The 21441-nt window shown below is 33.7% G+C and carries 16 protein-coding genes, 1 tRNA gene and 1 pseudogene; 2 read left to right on the top strand and 16 right to left on the bottom strand.

The annotated features are described in order from the left end of the window. Position 1 precedes the first annotated feature (1 nt). Both tmk and A9G03_RS04980 read right to left on the bottom strand, forming a co-directional pair. Positions 2-634, bottom strand: coding sequence for a dTMP kinase (tmk, locus tag A9G03_RS04985; protein WP_065634222.1), 633 nt, complete (start codon positions 632-634; stop codon positions 2-4). Positions 635-709: 75 nt separating this feature from the next. Continuing rightward, on the bottom strand, positions 710-2728 hold the full coding sequence (locus A9G03_RS04980) for a KUP/HAK/KT family potassium transporter (protein WP_065798578.1): 2019 nt from the start codon (positions 2726-2728) through the stop codon (positions 710-712). Between the two features lie 621 nt (positions 2729-3349). Here A9G03_RS04980 and A9G03_RS04975 point away from each other — a divergent pair. Together A9G03_RS04975 and frdD are read left to right on the top strand one after the other, a co-directional pair. Next, the gene (locus A9G03_RS04975) at positions 3350-3754 is read left to right on the top strand and encodes a hypothetical protein (RefSeq protein ID WP_065634224.1); all 405 of its coding nucleotides are present in this window, start codon (positions 3350-3352) and stop codon (positions 3752-3754) included. A gap of 14 nt (positions 3755-3768) precedes the next feature. Further along, complete coding sequence (gene frdD / locus A9G03_RS04970; protein WP_176700963.1) at positions 3769-4137, top strand: fumarate reductase subunit FrdD; 369 nt, start codon at positions 3769-3771, stop codon at positions 4135-4137. A gap of 70 nt (positions 4138-4207) precedes the next feature. On the opposite strand, the gene A9G03_RS04965 is transcribed toward frdD, so the two are convergent. From A9G03_RS04965 to nuoK, 14 genes and pseudogenes are all read right to left on the bottom strand, one after another. Beyond that, entirely contained in the window at positions 4208-5071 is an 864-nt protein-coding gene (locus tag A9G03_RS04965; RefSeq protein ID WP_065634225.1) for a hypothetical protein, read from the bottom strand. 207 nt (positions 5072-5278) lie between these two features. Next, positions 5279-6853 (bottom strand): annotated as a pseudogene (gene yejF, locus A9G03_RS04960) (microcin C ABC transporter ATP-binding protein YejF); the annotation flags it as partial. Then, complete coding sequence (locus tag A9G03_RS04955) at positions 6850-7881, bottom strand: ABC transporter permease (protein WP_065798576.1); 1032 nt, start codon at positions 7879-7881, stop codon at positions 6850-6852. The pseudogene yejF and the gene A9G03_RS04955, both read right to left, overlap by 4 nt. After that, on the bottom strand, positions 7881-8969 hold the full coding sequence (locus A9G03_RS04950; protein WP_065798575.1) for a microcin C ABC transporter permease YejB: 1089 nt from the start codon (positions 8967-8969) through the stop codon (positions 7881-7883). The genes A9G03_RS04955 and A9G03_RS04950 overlap by 1 nt, the downstream gene beginning before the upstream one ends. Position 8970: 1 nt before the next feature. Next, on the bottom strand, positions 8971-10926 hold the full coding sequence (locus A9G03_RS04945; protein ID WP_218837092.1) for an extracellular solute-binding protein: 1956 nt from the start codon (positions 10924-10926) through the stop codon (positions 8971-8973). A 720-nt stretch (positions 10927-11646) separates the two neighbouring features. Next, positions 11647-12135, bottom strand: coding sequence for a hypothetical protein (locus tag A9G03_RS04940; protein WP_065798574.1), 489 nt, complete (start codon positions 12133-12135; stop codon positions 11647-11649). Positions 12136-12342: 207 nt separating this feature from the next. After that, positions 12343-12418, bottom strand: a tRNA-Ala gene (locus A9G03_RS04935). Positions 12419-12546: 128 nt separating this feature from the next. Then, on the bottom strand, positions 12547-13548 hold the full coding sequence (gene secF, locus A9G03_RS04930) for a protein translocase subunit SecF (protein WP_065798573.1): 1002 nt from the start codon (positions 13546-13548) through the stop codon (positions 12547-12549). Positions 13549-13557: 9 nt separating this feature from the next. Further along, entirely contained in the window at positions 13558-15414 is a 1857-nt protein-coding gene (gene secD / locus A9G03_RS04925) for a protein translocase subunit SecD (protein ID WP_081297515.1), read from the bottom strand. Between the two features lie 60 nt (positions 15415-15474). After that, positions 15475-15807, bottom strand: coding sequence for a preprotein translocase subunit YajC (gene yajC / locus A9G03_RS04920; RefSeq protein WP_065634239.1), 333 nt, complete (start codon positions 15805-15807; stop codon positions 15475-15477). Positions 15808-15998: 191 nt separating this feature from the next. Then, a complete protein-coding gene (locus tag A9G03_RS04915) occupies positions 15999-17525 on the bottom strand; it encodes an NADH-quinone oxidoreductase subunit N (protein ID WP_065798572.1) in 1527 nt (508 codons plus the stop codon). A gap of 207 nt (positions 17526-17732) precedes the next feature. Further along, positions 17733-19277 carry a complex I subunit 4 family protein gene (locus tag A9G03_RS04910; RefSeq protein WP_065798571.1) on the bottom strand — a complete coding sequence of 515 codons (1545 nt, stop codon included), beginning with the start codon at positions 19275-19277 and terminating at the stop codon, positions 17733-17735. A 17-nt stretch (positions 19278-19294) separates the two neighbouring features. After that, complete coding sequence (locus tag A9G03_RS04905) at positions 19295-21142, bottom strand: NADH-quinone oxidoreductase subunit 5 family protein (protein WP_065634242.1); 1848 nt, start codon at positions 21140-21142, stop codon at positions 19295-19297. Next, entirely contained in the window at positions 21139-21441 is a 303-nt protein-coding gene (gene nuoK, locus A9G03_RS04900; RefSeq protein WP_065634243.1) for an NADH-quinone oxidoreductase subunit NuoK, read from the bottom strand. The genes A9G03_RS04905 and nuoK overlap by 4 nt, the downstream gene beginning before the upstream one ends.

Raw genomic sequence — 21441 nt, 5'->3', positions numbered from 1 at the left:
ATCAAACCTGTGTTGACAGCCATTGAGTTAATACTGTTTCAATCTGTTTAGTGACTACTTCAATTGATTGCGAAGCATCAATTGTTACAATAGTATTATCTTGTGCCGCAAGTGTTAAATAACGCTCGCGTATTCTATCAAAAAAAGATAAAGACTGTTGTTCAATCCGATCGAGTTCACCTCTTGATCTTGCGCGTAATAAACCAATTTTAGGTTCAATATCCAAATATAGTGTCAAATCCGGTTTAAAATTGCCAAGCACCTGATCTTTTAATGTTTTAATAAAAACATCATCTAATTGACGACCACCACCTTGATAGGCTTGCGTCGACAAATCATGTCGATCACCTATCACCCAATTTCCCAATTTAAGTGCAGGCTTAATCACATTTTCAATGAGTTGAATGCGCGCAGCATATAACATCAATAATTCAGCTTTATCTGTCAAAGGTTCGTTATCTAAACCATTTTTAATAATATTACGTAGTGCTTCTGCAATTGGCGTTCCACCAGGTTCACGAGTAAATTGAATATCGCCAACGTTATGCTGACTTAAAATATGAGCAACAGTATCAATTGCAGTGGTTTTACCTGCCCCTTCCAGCCCCTCGATGACAATAAATTTACCTGTCATATTCATTTCCTACTATATTAATGAACGTTTATTGAATGATGACTATTGTACGCTATTTTTTAATTTTCGTTGAATTCAATTATGATCGGTATCGGATATGGCATCTGCAATGTCCTGATCAGTTGTAATTCCCATCTGTGATTGCTCAATAAGTTGTTTTAACGTTTCACAGTCTGATTCATACTCGTTAGCAATCATTGGCACAAATTCCACTAATGTTAATGTTGGATCGATATCAAACATTTCAGCATCAGAGGTAAATTTCATTTTAATAAAAGAGTAAATAGCCAGCATTGGGCGATTGATAAAATTGACATCTACATTTCGTAATGTACGTTCAACAATAACATATAAACTATCACCTCGTTGTTCTTTTATTGAAGGATAGCGTGATGACAAATTAACTAAATTTTGTTGCTCCATTCTAGTTGCAATTAATTGTACATATTGTTCAACATGCATGTCGACTTTAAAACCAATATTCAAATCGATACGAAACACTTTATATGGCACTAAAACTTCAACTTGATACTCAAATTTATAGGGTTCATCCATGCGATTAATTGAAACAAACCAATATGTATCAGCGCGTTTAGGTTTCCGTTCAAATAACGAGTAAGTGATTTTACTTTCAACCGCATGTAACCCTTGTGCTCGGGTTAAGTAAAAAAGATGGGTTGCGGTTTTATCAATAGTTTTATCATGGCTAATTGCTACAATTTTAGCTAAATATTCAGCATCTAATTTAACAAATGAATTATGCTCACGTTTTAAACGACGCCCTGTAAACCATGAATACATAATAATAAATATAAAACCGGCAATTAAAATAGAGGCAAACCCACCATGGAAGAATTTTTGGATATTAGCGACAAAAAAACCAATTTCAATTACCATAAAAAATAATGTCAGTGGGACACTATACCAAAGTGGCTTATTATTTTTCATAAAATAGAAGAATAACAATACGGTGGTCATTAACATGCTAAGAGTAATGGCTAATCCATAAGCCGCTTCTAAATTAATTGAGGATTGAAAACTTATTACCATCAATGCAGAAAGCGTAAACAATATATAATTAATCGATCTTATATACATCTGGCCTTTAATCAGAGTTGGATATTTCACCCGCACATTTGGCCATAAATCTAATGAAATAGCTTCGCTAATTATGGTAAAAGCACCGCTAATTAAGGCTTGACACGCAATAAACGCAGCCAATGCCGACATAATAATCCCCGTTAATCTAAACCACTCTGGCATCATCATAAAAAATGGATTGACATCAGGACCAATTATTTGCGGATGAGAAATCACCCATGCCGCTTGACCTAAATAATTGATAATCAGGCAGCTCTTTACATATCCCCAAGAAATACGAATGTTTTTCAGTCCACAATGGCCTAAATCAGAATAAAGTGCTTCAGCCCCTGTTGTGCACATAAAAATAGCACCTAAGATAACTAATGCATCGGGCGCTTCAATAATAAATCTTATCGCATACATAGGATTAAAAGCGGCTAACACATTCAAATGCGGCAATAATCGATACAGTCCTAAAATACCCAATGTTGAAAACCAAATCAGCATTCCAACGCCAAAAAATCGTCCTAAAGAGCCGGTGCCAAAAGGTTGGATAAAAAATAGTACCACAATTAAAAGTAAGGTGACTGGAATGATTGGAATACTAGAATAAATAACATTTAGGCCTTCAATTGCAGTGATAATGGTAATAGCAGGTGTGATAGCGCCATCTGCTAGTAACGCTGCTGCTCCAATAATTGCAATAATAAATGTCCACTGGTAACGTCGCCGAATTAAAGCATATAAGGATAAAATTCCTCCTTCACCTTTATTATCGGCTCGCAATGTGATAATCACATATTTTAAGGTAGTTTGAATAGTCAATGTCCAAATTACACAAGAGACGGCGCCCAAAATATAGAAAGGGTTGGCCCATTGATTATTAGGTAAACCATGAATGATAGACTTCAGCACATACAGCGGCGATGTACCGATATCCCCATAGACAATACCAATGGCACTAATAATACCCACAATTCCGACTGGAATTTTATGACTTGAGTTGTTCATTTTCGTTTAAATCAAAACATCCTTGTTATAACTAGCATAATATCGAGGATGCAAATAATATAGCGTTAGTAAGTTTTGTTGCTATATTATTCAATTATCCAAAAAATACAAATAATAATTAATCGTTGCACAACATTTGTGATAGTTAATACTAAATCACTACTTTTCTTAAAAAAATTAACTTTATCACCATGAAAATAAAAGATATTTTCTAAATTATTAATTCTAATAATCATCATTAATCAATAATACTTTATTGATGCAACTATAAGAATAATAATGATTGTTGTTTCTTTACCTTGATTATAACTGTTTAGGTAAAAATTAAGTAAATCGAAATAGTTTAATGTTTTGCTCTGTGTCATTTGACAAGATGTTTTTCATCTAGCTTTTATCAAATGAATAAAAGAACCATGTTTTTAATAACACTGGTAAACGCACGATTCAATAACTTATATTTGCGGCACGATATGCCAAGCCTAATCATAGTGAAAATCGCTATTATAAATAATCTTAAATTAACGACATGGATTAGTTTTACTATTATAATGAGTGATCCAACTTCCAATTACACTAACATAATAAATTACCTAGTTTAGAATAGGCAATGTAAAGAAATTTATGAATAAAAAAAATAACAATCAATATCCTATAGAAAATTATCTTAATAATCTTTCACCAAAACCGAATTGGCTATTATCTATCATACAAAAATTGGTACCCTTTTCTATGATTTGGGTAAGTCTTGTATTAATGTACGGGGTCATTTGTATGTATACCAATATGATGGGACAAGATGAGTTTTATCGTTTTATCTTTTTTTTACAAAGTCCTTTTGTGATTGTACTTAATTGTATTGCCTTGCTAGGAGCAATTTACCATTCAATACGTTGGTTTAACTTAACGCCAAACGTAGTTTTTTCGGCGAATTCAACTAAAACAACCAAGTGTTACCTACTTACAGCAGGTTTATGGTTCGTTTCGATCATCATTTCAATTTGCTTACTGTTATTTATTTTAAGATAAACGGTCTTTACATCATGAAAAATCAACAAATCCAAACACAGCACTTAGAACAAAAAAAGCAAGGAAAAGTAGCAAAAGGATTGTTTGCTTTAGGAGGAATATGGGCAGCAATTTTTTCGCCAGTGATTATTATCATAATGGCTTATATTATTCCTTTTGGTGATGCAACAACGCGTTCTTATATCTTAAAAATAGCAAATACAGAAGTAGGAAAACTATTCTTATTTTTAATGATATCTCTGCCTATTTGGTGTGGATTACAACAGATATTAACGATATTACATCAATTTAATATTTACCCAAAACGTGAAAAAATGCTAACTTACGGGCTAGCTCTTGCTTGGACTTTACATGCAATTTATATTCTTTTTATACGAATATAAATCAAATATAATTCTTATAATCATTAAAAAGGGTTATTTAATAAATAACCCTCAGTTAGAACGGTAAACATCAGTAATAATTAATCTGCCTACTAATTTGAGTTTGTTTATCACTTTGATCGACTTTCACTTTACTGGCTGTAAGCCAATCGTTTTTATCATTAAACGTTAAAAATTGAGTCATATAATTTGCAACATTCTTACCACTTGACCAATAAGAAGTTTGTATTGAGCTTAAACGGTGATTATTATCAAACTGATATAAAAAATCATTTTCATTTTTCATATTGTTACTAAATTGATACAAAACTTTAGCCAATTGCTGTTGCTGGTAAGCAAAAGTATAAGATGAACCACCATTTTGATCTACACCAGTAAATTTTCCTTTCTCATCAACACCCTTAAGTTTCCATTGTACATTTTTACTAATTAGACAATTATTCGCATCATACTGATAGCTGTCAGTTTCAATAAAGATAAAATCAACTGCTTTTTTGGCTTGTTGTGATTCAACAATTTTACCTTGGTTATCGGTTTTAAATTGAATGATACTATTTGTTCTATCTTCCACATCTTCAATAATATTTTCCCATCCAACATTGGTTTTTTGCAGATGTTCAGAATAAACGCGTTGATTTTCGTTTGAAAACAGCTCATATTGACTCTGCGTTATCAGTCCATTCGAGTCATAATCTAAGGTATGCTTAGCAGTAGAACTGATACTATTTCCCTTATCAAGTTTAGTTGCTATAGAGCGTACTTCTTGCTTAATACCTTTAGTTGGCAAATCAATATAATCTAAAATTTGAAAAATATAATTATTGGCTGAAACCAAATTCTCAGCAGGATTATCGTTACAAGTCAAAGCGGTTGCATTTAACGAAATCAACGATAAGCATGGTGTGAATAAAAAAGGTAAAATATATTTATGCATGATTATCCTATAAAGTGAATTAATTTATTAATCGTGTTATAAACTTGAAGTAATTTAATTATCGACATAGCGATGACTTTTTCCCATTAATAAAGCATCGGTCCAATCGACTTGTTCTTCTACTTTTGCATCATTTTTATCTTTGTTATTTACCATATCTGCATGAATAAATGTTTTATTTTTAGCTTTAAGTGGTTTATCTAAAAACGAAAGTAACGTTTTGGTATATTCATTTTGCGCAGAATAAAAGATCTTTTCTCGCGAGCCTTGCTCGACAATTTTACCCTCTTTCATCACAACCACTTGATGACACATTGAATAAACTAAGGCTAAATCATGACTAATAAATAGATAACTAAGCTGGTGCTTTTGTTGTAATGATTTGAGTAAATGAATTATTTGCTTTTGAATTGTATGATCTAAAGATGACGTAGGCTCATCTAAAACTAACAATTCAGGTTTTAAAATTAAAGCTCGCGCAATCGCAATACGCTGACGCTGTCCACCTGAAAACTCCGTTGGATAGCGGTATCGCATATTGGGATCGAGCCCTACTTCTTGCATAATATCAATTAATGCCTGCTCTTGTTCCGCTTTAGTCAATTTTTTATGAGTTGTTAAACCTTCACAAATAATCTGTTCTATATTAAAACGTGGATTGAGTGACGAAAATGGATCTTGGAATACCACTTGGATTCTGCTACGAAATGGCAGTAATTTTTTTCCTGTTAAATGCTGTATTGGATAACTATCAAATAAAATATCGCCGTGTGATTTTATCAAACGCAACACCGCTAATGCGGTAGTTGTTTTACCCGAACCCGATTCCCCAACAATGCCAACTGTTTCGCCTTGATGCACAGTAAAACCAACATTGTCGACAATTTTCTTTTTTTGGCTACTCAAAAGTCGTTTTTTAGTAATCACTTCAACATCAAGATGATTGACATTCAGTAAGATTCCTGGTGTATCAGGTAACGGAACAGGATCGCCACTTGGTTCTGAATTGAGTAATGTTTGCGTATATTCATGCTCCGGCCGTAAAAAAATACGCTGCTTATTATTATATTCAACTATGTCACCTTGCTGCATAACCGCAACTTTATCGGCTAACTTTTTGACAATACCTAAATTATGAGAAATGAATAACATACTCATGTTTAATTCATTTTTTAGCTCTTTAAGTAACTGAATGATCTGTGCTTGTACTGATACATCTAATGCGGTTGTGGGTTCATCAGCAATCAATAATTTAGGATGAGTTAAAATTGCCATCGCAATCATCACTCGCTGCCGTTCGCCACCAGACAGTTGGTGGGGAAAAGCGGATAATTTATTTTTTGGATCTTTTATGCCAACACGATCAAGGTATTGTAAAATTTCGCTTCGAGCAGCATTAGCGCGCATACCTCGGTGCAATGATAACACTTCGTACAACTGTTTTTCTACTGTGTGCAGTGGATTGAGCGATACCATGGGTTCTTGGAAAATCATACTTACCTGATTACCTCGAATCTGACGAAGTACTTTATCGGGTGCATGTAGTAATGATTGATCTTCAAACAAAATATCGCCGGTAGGGTAAGACACTAAGCTTTTAGGTAGCAAGCGCAAAATAGACAAAGCGGTTACACTTTTACCCGAGCCTGACTCGCCGACTAATGCTAGCGTTTCTTGCTCGTGAATATCAAAACTTATATTATTTACCACTTGCAATAATGTGTTACTTTCATGCTTAAAAGCAATACTCAAATCCTCAACAGACAGTAAAGGAGAACTCATCGATACCCTCCTTTGTTAGGATCGAATGCATCTCTAACTGCTTCTCCAATAAAAATAAGCAGTGAAAGCAAAGTAGCAATAATCAAAAACGAACTAATACCAAGCCATGGAGCCTGCAAGTTATTTTTTCCTTGTAACAATAAACGACCAAGCGAAGGCGAATCAATAGGCAAACCAAATCCCAAAAAATCAAGCGACGTTAATGTAGTAATTGAACCACATAAAATAAAAGGTAAAAATGTCAATGTTGCCACCATTGCATTAGGTAGAATATGACGAAACATAATTTTAACATCACCGACCCCCATCGCTTTAGCTGCTCGTATATAGTCAAAATTACGTGTTCGTAAAAATTCAGTTCGTACAATACCCGATAAAGCCATCCAACCAAATAGTACCGTGATTGCCAATAACCACCAAAAATCAAGGGGCAAAATACTGGCAAGTAAAATAATGACAAACAACTCTGGTAATCCACACCAAATTTCAATAAAGCGTTGTCCGATTAAATCAATTTTACCACCGTAATAACCTTGTATTGCACCAATAATTACCGCAATAATTGTAGTAAAAACGGTCAGTAAAATGGCAAAAAACATCGAAATACGAAAACCATATAAAATATTAGCAAGTACATCAAAACCTGCATCAGTTGTCCCTAACCAATGCGACGCTGAAGGTGGGGTTGGAAACGTCGTTGGCGTGTCATAAATTAACGTATTATAACTATAGCGAAAAGGTGCCCATAAAATCCAACCATTAGATTCTATTTTTTGTTGTACCTTTGGATCTAAATAATTTGTTTGAGTGCTAAATTGTCCACCAAATTCAGTTTCGGGATAAAAGTGAAAAATAGGCGAATAGTAGTTATCTTGGTATTTGATAAAAATCGGTCTATCATTGGCGATAAAATCAGAAAACAAGCTAATAACAAACAACAAAGAAAACAGCCAAAGCGAATAGTATCCACGTCGATTATGTTTAAATCGTTGCCAACGTTGCTGATTAATAGAATAATGGCTGTTCATCAGTTGCGTGCCTCAAAGTCAATGCGTGGATCGATTATCATATAAGATAAATCAGACAACAGTTTGGCAATTAGTCCAATCAACGTAAATATATATAGTGATCCAAAAATGACTGGATAATCACGTTGAATAATGGCTTCATAGCCTAATAGCCCAAGCCCATTGAGTGAAAAAATAATTTCGATCAATAACGAACCGGTAAATAAAATGCCAACAAAGGCAGCAGGAAAACCTGACACAATTAATAGTGTCGCATTACGAAACACATGTTTATATAAAATTTGTCGTTCACTTAAACCTTTAGCTCTTGCGGTAATCACATATTGTTTACGAATTTCATCTAAAAATGAATTCTTAGTTAGCATAGTCAGTGAAGCAAAACCACCAATAACCATCGCAATAGTCGGTAGGCAAATATGCCATGCGTAATCTTTTACTTTTCCCCAAAAATCGAGTTGCTCAAAATGTGTTGAAACTAACCCTCGCAATGGAAAAATATCCCAATAACTACCGCCCGCAAATAATATTATTAACAATACAGCGAGTAAAAAAGCAGGTATTGCATATCCTATAATGATTAATGTACTTGACCAAAAATCAAATGCCGAGCCATCTTTAACAGCTTTTTTAATACCTAAAGGGATCGAAATAAGGTAAACAATTAACGTGCTCCAAAGACCAAGCGAAATCGAAACCGGTAAACTTTTAGCAATTAAACCTAATACCGATTCACTTTTAAAAAAGCTGTCACCAAAGTCAAACAACACATATTTTTTTAAAGTATCAAAATAACGTTCAATAATGGGTTTATCAAAGCCATACTGTTTTTCAATCATTGCAACAATTTGTGGATCAAGCCCGCGAGCCCCGCGATAATTAGACTCATTTTTATGCTGTGATAATTTTACTGCTGCATTATCACCTCCCGGTAATAATGCTTGACCAGAATCTGGACCATTTTCAATCATCGCTAAAGCTTGATCGACCGGACCACCAGGTGCAATTTGTACAATAAAAAAGTTAATAGTTAAAATCACAAACAACGTTGGAATAATCAATAATAAACGACGAATAAGATAATTGAGCATATTAATGTTTCCGATTCTTTGTCAGGTTAGCTGCTTTGTCAGCATCGTACCACCAACTATCGACACCAATAGCGTAAGTTGGCTGAATCGCTGGCTGCCCAAATTTGTTCCAATAAGCATAATAGGTTTTACTGTTATACCACATTGGGATCATAGGATATTCTTGCGTTAAGATGCGATCTAGCGCTCGACCAAGTGAAATTAACTCAGCTTGATTATCAACATTTTTAGTAATTTCATCAATAATACTATCGATCGCTTGGTTATGTAGCCCTGAACCATTCCATGATGAATTGAGATACTCACTACCCCATAAAATCATCAAATCTGATGTTGGATAATTAAACGCATTATAAGTCCGTGGCATCATATCGTAATCGCGTTCACGTAAGCGACGAGTCACTTGAGTATAATCAAGTGAAACAATCTTCATGGTAATACCTAAACGAGCTAAATTTTGCTGAAAAGGAATAGCATATTTAATATCATCGCCAAGATAGGTAACCAATTCAAACTCAAAAGGCTGGTTGGTAGTTATATTCACTAGTTGACCATTTTTGATGACCCATCCTGCTTGTTTTAATAATTCAGCTGCAAGTAATAAATTATTGCGATTAAACCCCTGACCGTCACTTTTAGGTACATAATAAGCATCACCAAACACAGCATCTGGAATAATGTTTTTATACTGCATTAACCATTTTAATTCTTGTTCGCTTGGCTTACCAATCGCTGCATAAATGGTATTTTCGAAAAAACTATATGGCCTTTTATAACTATCGTAATAAAAAGCGTGATTTAACCATTCAAAATCAAATGCCAGCGTAATGGCTTTGCGTACATTAATGTCTTTAAACAGCTCTTTTTGTAAGTTAAACGCTAACCATTTGCTATCGGTTGCTGTTTGTACAGATTTTTCTTGTTTGATAATATCCTTGGCATCAAAATACTGCCCCTGATATTGGGTAAACCAATTCTTGGGTTGCCCTTCTCCACGAAAATCATATTCGCCAGCTTTAAATGCTTCTAACGAAACACTGCTATCCATATAATACTCAATACGTTTTTCATCAAAATTATTCATTCCCCTATTTACCGGTAAATCCATAGCCCAATAATCAGGGTTACGTTTATACACAACAAATTGCCCCATTTTATAATCGCTAATAAAATAAGGACCACTGCCAACTGGAGGAATAGTTAATGGCTCTGAAAAATTATGATCTTGCCAAAAATGTTTTGGAATAACCGGCAGATTACCAACAAAAGATAGCAATTTCTCACGATCGCTTGCTAGTAGCTCAATGCGCAAATGATAATTATCAATAGCTTTAACACTAATACCCTGATTATATACTCGATACTGTGGAACACCTTCTGTCATAAATTTATGAAAGGTAAATTCAACATCTTGTGCGGTAATGGGTTTTCCATCTTGAAAACGCGCTTTGGGATTGATTGAAACTTCAGCCCAACGATATTTGTCGGAATAAGTAATCGAGGTAGCAATGAGCGGATAAAAACTTGTGATATCATCCGCTAAATTAGTGAACAAAGTATCATATAATGATCCTGAATTTTTTTCGGGGGCTCCTCGGCTAGCATAACGATTAAAATTATCAAAAGTACCAATTTCAGCCAATTTAATTACGCCACCTTTTGGCGCGTAAGGATTAACGTAATTAACATATTGAAAACCATCGTGATATTTAGGTTCACCTAATAGCGAAAAAACAGTTTGGTGATAAATTTTTTCAGTTACTGGCTTTGGACCAACAATTTCAATTAAATTATTATCATTAGATTGATTTGCTGAAAGCACATTTGATGAAGTATTGACTTGAAATACATCTTGTTGATTTTCTTGAGCATTAACCGCTACCGAACATATGACCAATCCACTCATACAACTTGATACAAGTATTGTAGATAATTTTTGTTTGATTTGGTTGATCATCCTAATGCTATTCCTATTCAATTAGCTTAATAAATAGTTTTAAGCTTAACACTTTTATCAAAATTATAGAGTTAATAGACTATTGATAATAATGTTATCTATTTTGCCAAACTTCCATTAAATGAGCAAAATTAAATTATTCAATTTAATCATAAATGCCGACAATAACATCAATCAATTATCGTTATCATGATAACTTCGCTATATTAAGTTTATTTAGTTAGCACTGAAATTAAATAGGATGTTATATCTCGAGCTATAGCAGTATTTAAATCATTATTATGATCAACCGTAATAATTGATAGATTTAGCCATTGTGCATAATAATTAACAATAACATTTGAAATAAATAGTATTATTGATACAGGTAAAAAAGATATGTATTTGCCAGACGCTATTTAGCCTGTTGAAAAATATGAATTGAAATATGTTAATAAGAATAGACTAAACTTTAGTGCGTAAATAACAATAACATTTTGTGCAGTTATTTAACACTAATTTAGTGAGCAACCACAACAACGATAAAAATGATAAGATATTCTATGCAGCTAAACGCGTTATAAAATTTAACAATATGCTCAAATAGCCAATATAAAAAATTTTGATATCAAAAAATTTCGCGTAAGTTAATATAATTAAAGATTAAAAATTAGATTTATTAAATTTCATCTGAATTATATTAACTTAACGACCAACCAATCAAATGAACCGGTAATAGGATTAATAAAGACTTAAATCAGATTGCCAAAGAATGTAAGGATCATAATCATCATCACCATTCGGTAAAGCACCTGTCAGTGGCGTTTGTAAAAACTCAGTTTCATTTAATTGATTATTATTAATATATTCAATCTTCCATATCAATAAATCTTTTCTATTTTCGGGTTTATCTAAATTACTTGTGATATGGGATAAAGAGTTGTGATAAATGATTTGCCGCCAACACTCATCAGTATTTTTAATACAATATTTAATACTAATTGGTTGGTATTTTTTACCGTCTTTAATTAAAACGGGAACCGCTTTTTGTTCTTGATCATCAACAAAAAAAGACAAAAATAAATCATTAGCTAATTGAGCTTTATATTCAGTAAATTTAGGATTACTGGAAGATGAAGGCTGTTTTTTAAAACTTTCTTGTAGTGAATCAGCATAACTATAACTAATACATGTCATAAACAAGAAAAATACTGATATGAATTTTTTCATAAGATATTCCTTTTGTTAGATTAGTAAAATAATTAAATATTAATAGACGGAGTATCTGACAAAATTACAATATAGTTGCGGTTAAGCTATATAAAATAGTAATTGAAATGGTAACTCACGAACTAAAATAATCAAAGAAAAGCAGTTATAAACTTTGTAAGCTTTGTATACCCAAAATCAATATTAAAATTTTATAAAATATTAAATTGGTGGAGCCAAGGGGGATCGAACCCCTGACCTCAACGCTGCCAGCGTTGCGCTCTCCCAGCTGAGCTATGGCCCCATATAGAAAGGGATAAAAACTGGTGGTAATGATATGCAACTAGACCATAGGTGTCAATCTATTTGATGTTAATTGTTAAAAAAACAATCAAATAAAGCCCTTTCATTATGTGAAAGAGCTTTATATAACTAACGTAAAATCGATGGTTGATCTGCGCCTTCAACTTCAACTTTTGGTGGCATAAAATGTTCGCGTTTTATACCTAATTTAAGTGACATATAAGCAGCAACATAAATTGATGAAATTGTCCCTAAAATAATACCAACGCCTAATGTTTCAGAAAAACCTTTTAACATTGAACCGCCAAAAATATACAGGATAATCACAACTGCAAGCGTTGTTCCTGAAGTCATCAAAGTTCGGTGTAAAGTCTGGGTTAACGAAATATTAATGACATCATAAGGCGAAGCTCGACGAATTTTTCTAAAGTTTTCACGAATTCGGTCAAATACAACAATGGTATCGTTAAGAGAATAGCCAATGATGGATAACATTGCAGCAATAATCGTTAGATCTAATTCACGTTGAAATAACGATAAATAACCAGCAGTTATCACAACATCATGCGCTAATGCAACTACCGCACCAGTACCAAATCGCCATTCAAAACGAAATGCAATATAGATCAAGATACAAATTAACGCAGCACAAATTGCTAAGATACCATCTTGTGCTAATTCAGCACCAACAGTCGGACCTACAAATTCAATACGTTTAATCTGCGCATCAGCATCAATATCTTTATGGATTAAATTAGAAATTTTACTGCCTAACGCATTATCAATAACAGATGATACCGTACCGTTATCTTGTTTAGCAGCAGCCAATCGAATGATAATATCTTTACTGCTACCATAGTATTGCACGACAGGCTCATGATAACCGGCGTCCCGTAAACTATTACGCAGATCATCAAGATTAACCGCTTTTGTCACAGTAATTTCAACGGTTGTACCGCCTGTGAAATCTTGTCCAAGATTAAAACCCTTAACAAAGATAACGACAATTGATGCAACTACGAGTAGCATTGAAATCACAAAAGCGATAAAACCAAATTTTAAAAAGTCGAGCACTCTGCGTCCATGATTTAGCTCTCTAACATCATGATTTTCTTTTTTATCAACAGTCACAATAAACCTCTAAATTGATAACTTATTAACGCGACGACCGCCATAAATCAGATTAGCTAATGCACGAGTACCTACGATCGATGTAAACATCGATGTTACAATACCAATACCTAATGTAATAGCAAATCCTTTAATCGAGCCAGTACCCACAGCATAAAGAATGACCGCTGTGATTAATGTCGTAATATTCGCATCGAAAATACTACTCCAAGCGCCGGCATAACCTTCGTTAATGGCATGTTGTACACCGCGACCATTACTGAGCTCTTCTTTAATTCGTTCATTGATAAGAACGTTAGCATCAACGGCCATACCAACTGTTAATACAATCCCTGCAATACCAGGCATACTTAATGTTGCGCCTGGTAATAATGACATAGCACCCACAATTAGTATTAAGTTCGCAACCAATGCAAGGCTAGCAAACACACCAAATAGACGATAGACAATTAGCATAAAGAAGACTGAAATGAGTAGTCCCCAAACACAAGACTCTAAACCTTGCGTGATATTCTCTTGTCCCATTGATGGTCCAACTGTACGCTCTTCGATAATTTGAATCGGTGCAATTAAGGCGCCCGCTCGTAATAGTAGTGATAGATTTTTAGCTTCATCAACACTACTTATCCCCGTCACCTGAAAACGATCACTAAAAATACCTTGAATTGTCGCAACATTGATTACCCGCTCTTGTTTTTCAAGAATAGGTTTATCATTTTCGTCACGTTTTCCTGTATCTTTATATTCGACAAATAACGTTGCCATCGATTTTTTGAGATTTTTCTGAGTAAAATCTAGCATCGTTTTACCACCAGAACTATCAAGCGTAATAGCAACTTCTGGTTGGCTATATTCATTGACTCTGAATGAAGAATCAGTGATGTGATCACCTGTTAGTACTACACGTTTATAGAGCAAAACAGGGCGCCCGTTTTCCATATATTTGATTTCAGAACCATATGGAACGCGCATATCACCTTTGATAATAGCGGGTAAATTAGGGGTGTTATCTTCATTTACTTGTCTAAACTCAAGGGTGGCTGTTGCCCCTAAAATACGTTTAGCTAAAGCAGTATCTTGAATACCCGGTAATTCCACTACAATGCGATCTGAACCTTGACGCTGCACAATAGGCTCAGCAACACCTAATTGATTTACACGATTACGTAAAATAGTGGTATTTTGTTGAACAGCATCATTTTTGGCTTGTTGTAAACGCTGTTCACTAATATTGATAGTAATACTATTTTCAGTTTGTGAGGTAAGTTTGTAATCGGGTAAACCATTAATTTTAGTAATAGCTTTATTACGATCTTCAGTATTCGCAAATTGCACAACAATTTGTTGATTGCCCTCTTTATTGATGGCTGCATAATTTAATTTGCTATTTGTTAACTCAAATTTTAAATTTTCAGTGGATTGTTCAATGAGCTTACTGAGTGCTGTTGTCATATCAACTTCCATTAAGAAGTGAACACCACCACGTAAATCAAGACCAAGTTTCATTGGCTCAGCACCTAGAGCCGTTAACCAAGCTGGGGTTGCTGGTGCTAAATTGAGTGCAACAATATAATCATTCCCTAACTCTTGTGAAATTAACTCTTTAGCTTTGAGCTGAGTATCATTATCACCTACACGAATTAAAATAGATTTGTTTTCAAAGACAAATGATTTAGGTTCTATATGATTATCGGTCAAGAGTTTTTTAATTTTATCTTGGGTAGCAACATTAATTTCAGCAGTATTTGAACCGGAAATTTGTATAGCGGGATCTTCACCATAAATATTTGGAAGTGCATAAAGTAGGCCGGCGAGAATAACGACGACCAACATAATGTACTTCCACAAAGGATAGCGATTTAACACGACATATTCTCTTGTGGAATTAGCTAATTAACACAATGAACTATAATAGCTTACTTGCTATTATAGTGACTTCATTGTCCCTTTTGGTAAAACAGATGTGATAAAGTCACGTTTGATAACAACCTCTGTTGTATCATTTAACTCTAACGCAATATAACCATTGTCGTTAACTTTAGATACACGACCAATAAGTCCACCGTTGGTTAACACTTCGTCACCTTTTGAAATCGAAGCCATAAGTTCACGATGGGCTTTAGCACGTTTTTGTTGTGGGCGCATAATCATAAAATAGAAAAACAGACCAAACACAACCAACATGATAGGTAAAAAATAAGGATTGCTTTCAGCCGCAGCCCCTTCATTTGCATAAGCATTAGAAATTAAAAAGTCCATATAGGTCCTCTTGATTCAAATAAAATATTAAAGGTCGGAATTATAACACAATAACTAAATCTATTATTAACTATTTCTTGTCAAAATGTTTAAGGTAACAGATATTTCTTAATGTAAACAAGACCCAAGTAAATTGTTCAAATCAATTTCAACCTACCTGTAAAAACTTTTTAAAAGCGCAAAAGCGCTTATTAAGTCGTTAGATATTGTGCCATACTCACTAGATTAAATAACCATTTAGGATAAATACCACAAATAAGAATTAATAAGGCTGACAACGCAATAATGAGCTCGCTTATTTTCATATCCTGCCATTTTAGTTTGATAATAGCACTATTTAATATCTGATCGTCTCGACAAGAAGGCCTTATATAAAGATTAATAATTAAACGTGCATAAAAATATAAACCAAGAGCACTACCAATTACCACTGCAGCAATTAACCACCATAATTCAGCGGTTACCCCCAATAGTACTAATAGAAATCGACCAACAAACCCAGCAGTAAGCGGTACTCCAGCTAACGATAATAAACCAACGGCCATCGTTAATGCTAAGATAGGTCTACGCCAAAACAACCCCGATAAATCTACTTCGTTTTCATGATCTTGCAATTCATCAGAATGCGATTCTAAACTAATCACTCCGAGTATGCAGATATTGGCTAAAATATAACTAATTAAGTATACGCCAATTGTTTCTAAAGCTAATACTTGATATTGCACAGCAATTAATGCAATGAGTAAATAACCAAAATGTGCAATGGAGGAATACGCTAATAGTCGTTTTAGACTACTTTGCATTAAAGCAATTAAATTTCCCCATAGTATTGATAATAGTGCCATGATAACAAGTATCATTCGAATGGTTTCATTATTAACAATCGGCGCCAATAAAAACAACCTTGCAATGGCACAAAATAGTGCAACCTTTCCTACTGTTGATAATAATAGAGCAACAACTGTCGGTGCACCTTGATAAACATCGGGCAACCATAACTGAAAAGGCACTAATGAAAGTTTAAAACCAATCCCAACTAACATTAAACAAACACCCATTAGTAATAAATTACTTGGATAAGACATGGTTGAAAGTTGGTAACTTAACCCGCTAAAAGTTAGCTCGCCAGTTGTTGCATAATAAAAGGCAATTCCCATCAATAAAAACACACTAGCAACAGCGGATAAAATCATATATTTAACGGCAGCTTCTAATGAATGAGTTTGAATATATTGATAGCCAATTAACCCAACAAATGGAATTGAAAGTAATTCAATGCCAACAAAAAAAGAAATCAAATGGCTAGCATAGACTAGTGTAACGCCGCCTAATGTCATAAAAAGTAAAATAACATAAAACAAACCATGAGCAACTCTTTCATGAACAAACCAACGATAGGCTAAGCAAGATACCGTAATTGCAATGATTAAAATTAAACTGGTATAAAGCAATCCATAACCATCACAAGTAAACAAGGCAGTAATTTGATGCGCTTTCCATTCTTCAACTGATGGATCTGTGTTTGATTTATCTTCAATATTTTCATTATTGGTATCTGAGGTTATGTTGGAATTAACATCAGTTTGATTATTTTGTTGAGCGTTATTATCAGCCTTTGTTTCGGGTTCAGTGGGCACAGCATCAACAGCAATCGTTTCCTCACTATTTGGTACAGAGTCTTCTTTGGTTGTTACATCCGAATTTAAAGATATTTGCATATTATCGCTGCTTATATCTGTTATCATCTGGGTATTGAACGATATTTTGTAACCAATCATCGAAGAACATAACAATGCACAAACTAAACCAAAAACAGTTAAAAAAGCGCACCCTTTTGTATTCATTTTCAGAAAAAATAGGGCAATAAGCAAAACAATGATAGTGAAGCTTAATACAAATATCGGCGATAAGGCTATCATAAGTTATTACTCTCCCGCGCGCTCTGCTGTAATGTATTGTTGGGTTTGGTTGACGATAGAATATGACATATCCAACACTATTTGTGGATATAAGCCAATAAAAACTAGTACCATTAATATACTCGTTAATAATGAAATATCTTTTCTACTAAGGTGAGATTTAGCTGAATGATTTTTTTCGACAACACCATAAAAAATTGGTTGCATGCGAATAATCAATGAAATTGACAATAATAGTAAACCAATCACTAACAAAATAGTGTAATAAGAGAATGATGTATAACTACCAAGCAACATCATATAGTTGCCAACAAAATTAGCAGTACCTGGAATACCTAAAATAGCCAAAATAAAAAATAAGGTAAATGTCGAAAGATAACGAACTTTCTGTTTAAGACCTGTAAATTGATTAATATTACGCGTTGAGTAACATTCAACTAACAGACCACTAATAATAAACATGCCAACGATAACTAAATTAATGGCAATCATTTGTATCACAATACCTTGATAAGCAATCACTGAACCACTGTAAATGATTGCTGTCATATAGCCCATTAAAGCAATATGTACATAAGCAATTAACTTTTTGATATCAGTTTGATTGAACGCTAATAGTGCTGCATAAACCAAAGTAAATAATGCTAATATTAAGATTAATGGCATAATCATAACTGAGGCATTTGGAAACAAAGGAATCACAATTCTAAATAGCCCAAAGGTAGCTGTTGTTAGAAGTAAACCACTAATCATCATTGATCCCGAGGTTGATGATTCAATATGCGCATCAATAAACCAGCGATGAAATGGCACAAAAGGAATGCGTACAATAAAAGCAGCTAAAAAACCGAGCATTAGTAAAAATTCAGTATAGCTAGAAATGGGGGTTTTGGTTAAAACTTGATAATCAAATGTCCAGTGCCCCGTTAAATTCCAATTAATTAGCGCTAATGACACAATGGATATTAACATTAACAAGCTACTAATTTGAGTATAAATCAAAAATTTGCTCGCACCATTAAAGCGCAATTGGGAACTTGAGTCGCGACGCCCCCATAAAGAAATGATAAAATAAATAGGAATTGCTACCGCTTCCCAAAAAAAGAACATCAAAAACAGATCGGTGATAACAAATAACATCATAATAGCTGATGTCATAAATAAAATGCATAAATAAAACAAACCAAAATTATTCAAACTTTCTTTACTTGAATAAACAATTGTCAGTAACACAATAAATAGTGTGGAAGCGATTATCACTAACGATAAGCCATCTAATACCAGATGAAAATGAATATTTAGCAAAGGAATCCATTCAATATTCACTTCTTCAAGCCAGTTATTACCTTGTTGTAATACCGTTAACCCATCTAGCCATAAGATTAAAGCAAGCATTAACGTAATTAAAATTGTTATAAATGCAATAACCATTGGTAACTTATACCAATGTGATGGTAGATAAGAAGTTCTGACAATTCGCAATAAAAAAACATGGCATAACCAACTAATAAATCCGCCTATTACAGGTAAGAATACAAGCGATAACAACATGAAAGATTACACCTTTATTAAATAAAAACGAGTAACATTAATATAATAATGCTTCCCATGACAATTGAAACCATATACCACCTTATATGCCCATTTTCTAAGCTGACAATATATGAGTTAATTTTCTTTATCCCTAACATTATCCAATTATCCCATAACGCTAAAGGATCTTGTTTAAGCAGGTTAGCTAAAAATAGATAAGGTTTAACAAATAGGTAACTGACAACATAATCAAAGCGCCAATCGCCATTACATAATCGTGCAAAGAATTTAATCATTGGTGTATTGAGTATTTCTTGCACTTCACTATTCGGATGCGCGTACAAAATATAGGCAATAAGAAAACTCAATAATGTTACAGCAGCAAGTAACAATTGAAATGATAACTGACCATTAGTATCAAGTTCAGCAATAGGAATAAGCCCCTGAACAGGAAGCGGGAAATAGATAAAAATTGCTGTTGTAAAAATCAATAGGATAAAGGCTGGGCAATAACTTATCCACATTGTTTTATTAAACTCAAAAATCTTTGGTTTATGATAAAATGCGGTAAAAATTAGTCGCCAAATACTTAAACTTGATAACAAAATACCTAATAAACCAATAGTACCAGCCATTAGATGATCTTTAGCCATTAGCCCCCAAATAATATCACCTTTGATATAAAAAGAGGCAGAGATCCAAGGCATAGCACTTAAAGACAACATAATAAGCAAAAATATGGCATACAACATTGGGAATGATTTGACTAATCCACCAAGTTTATTGATATCTCGCTCACCATGGCATTTTTTAATTAAAATCGCAGAGGCAAAAATGAGTAAAGAGCTGGTTACCGCATAATTAATTAAACAATTGAGTGACAAATTCCAACTTTGTGTGGAAAACGCATAAAATAAGTAACTAAGCTGAGCAAGGTTAGTAAAAGTGATTATACGTTTAATGTCACTTTGAACTAAAGCAATTGAACTAGCAAATAATACGGTTAACGAAGAAATAATTGTCATAATGGCTAATGTATCACTCGACATCATAAACAAATTACTTAAACGTAGAACCAAATATACCCCTGCTAAAATAACGGTAGATGATTGCAGCAAAGCCACCGCCGGCATAGGTGCTAATGTTGTTTCAACAAACCATGAGTGCATAGGAAATAGTGCTGACTTACTTATTGCCCCTAAAAATAACATTAATGTTATCCAAAAAATAACATCTGAATCGACAGCTAAATTATCGTGAGCCTGTGTCAAAATATCACGTATATTTAACGTATCTAAAGTTTGATACAGTAAAAATATACCAATAATAAGAAAAATATCGGTTAAATGCATAATGACAAATGCTTTAACAGCAGCATAGCCATTACGCAGCTGTTTATAATAGATACCAATAAGTAAGTATGTACTTAAACTCACACCCTCCCAACCAATTAACATAACCAAGAGATTATCAACAAGTACAATAGTTAACATACTAGCAATTAATAAATTGCTATACGCATAAAAATTATAGATATCTTTTTTGGAAGTTAAATAACAGGCGGCGAAAAAATAAATTAATAGACCAAAAAAAGCAATTAGCACCAAAAAAGTAAGGGATAAACCATCTAATGTTAAAGATAAAGGAACAACAAAATCGCCGACTGAAAACCAATTCCAAAGTGGTCGGCTATAGACTAACGTCATATCAGGTACAGTATTTTTACTAAAATCAATACATGAAAATAGCGTAATAAGAGCAACAATTAGCATGGTGCTAAAGCCAATAATGATGACATTAATTGATCGAATATGTCTCCCTAGACAGACCAACAATAAAAAAGAGACTAGGGGAACAATAATAGTTAAATAAAGTAAGTTCATCCTTTCATTTCACTCAATGAGTCAATATTAATTATTTTACGGCGATAAATTAATTTCATCAGTAACGCAAGCCCAACACAAGCTTGAGCTAATACAGTAATGACAGCTAAAATAGCCAGTACTTGACCTTCTGCCTGTTGCCAATAACTACTTGCAGCAACCACTGCGACGATAGCGCCATTATTCATAATCATAAGGCTTAGCAGTAAAAAATAAAAATTACGTCGAATCATTACGCCTAATAAGCCAATTACAAATAATACAGAAGCGAGAATAAGACAATGCATTAAAGGAATCAT

Source organism: Gilliamella sp. wkB171, from assembly GCF_001693755.1.
Taxonomy (GTDB): domain Bacteria; phylum Pseudomonadota; class Gammaproteobacteria; order Enterobacterales; family Orbaceae; genus Gilliamella; species Gilliamella apicola_F.
The sequence above is the reverse complement of the archived record's forward strand: the minus strand, read 5'-3'. Positions and strand labels throughout refer to the sequence as shown.

Bases quoted from the DNA above. Each gene is read 5' to 3' on its own strand.
- tmk (WP_065634222.1), bottom strand. From the start codon at position 634: ATGACAGGTAAATTTATTGTCATCGAGGGGCTGGAAGGGGCAGGTAAA.
- A9G03_RS04980 (WP_065798578.1), bottom strand. From the start codon at position 2,728: ATGAACAACTCAAGTCATAAAATTCCAGTCGGAATTGTGGGTATTATT.
- A9G03_RS04975 (WP_065634224.1), top strand. From the start codon at position 3,350: ATGAATAAAAAAAATAACAATCAATATCCTATAGAAAATTATCTTAAT.
- frdD (WP_176700963.1), top strand. From the start codon at position 3,769: ATGAAAAATCAACAAATCCAAACACAGCACTTAGAACAAAAAAAGCAA.
- A9G03_RS04965 (WP_065634225.1), bottom strand. From the start codon at position 5,071: ATGCATAAATATATTTTACCTTTTTTATTCACACCATGCTTATCGTTG.
- A9G03_RS04955 (WP_065798576.1), bottom strand. From the start codon at position 7,881: ATGAACAGCCATTATTCTATTAATCAGCAACGTTGGCAACGATTTAAA.
- A9G03_RS04950 (WP_065798575.1), bottom strand. From the start codon at position 8,969: ATGCTCAATTATCTTATTCGTCGTTTATTATTGATTATTCCAACGTTG.
- A9G03_RS04945 (WP_218837092.1), bottom strand. From the start codon at position 10,926: ATGATCAACCAAATCAAACAAAAATTATCTACAATACTTGTATCAAGT.
- A9G03_RS04940 (WP_065798574.1), bottom strand. From the start codon at position 12,135: ATGAAAAAATTCATATCAGTATTTTTCTTGTTTATGACATGTATTAGT.
- yajC (WP_065634239.1), bottom strand. From the start codon at position 15,807: ATGGACTTTTTAATTTCTAATGCTTATGCAAATGAAGGGGCTGCGGCT.
- A9G03_RS04915 (WP_065798572.1), bottom strand. From the start codon at position 17,525: ATGCAAATATCTTTAAATTCGGATGTAACAACCAAAGAAGACTCTGTA.
- A9G03_RS04910 (WP_065798571.1), bottom strand. From the start codon at position 19,277: ATGTTGTTATCGCTTGTATTCTTACCTGTAATAGGCGGATTTATTAGT.
- A9G03_RS04905 (WP_065634242.1), bottom strand. From the start codon at position 21,142: ATGAACTTACTTTATTTAACTATTATTGTTCCCCTAGTCTCTTTTTTA.
- nuoK (WP_065634243.1), bottom strand. From the start codon at position 21,441: ATGATTCCTTTAATGCATTGTCTTATTCTCGCTTCTGTATTATTTGTA.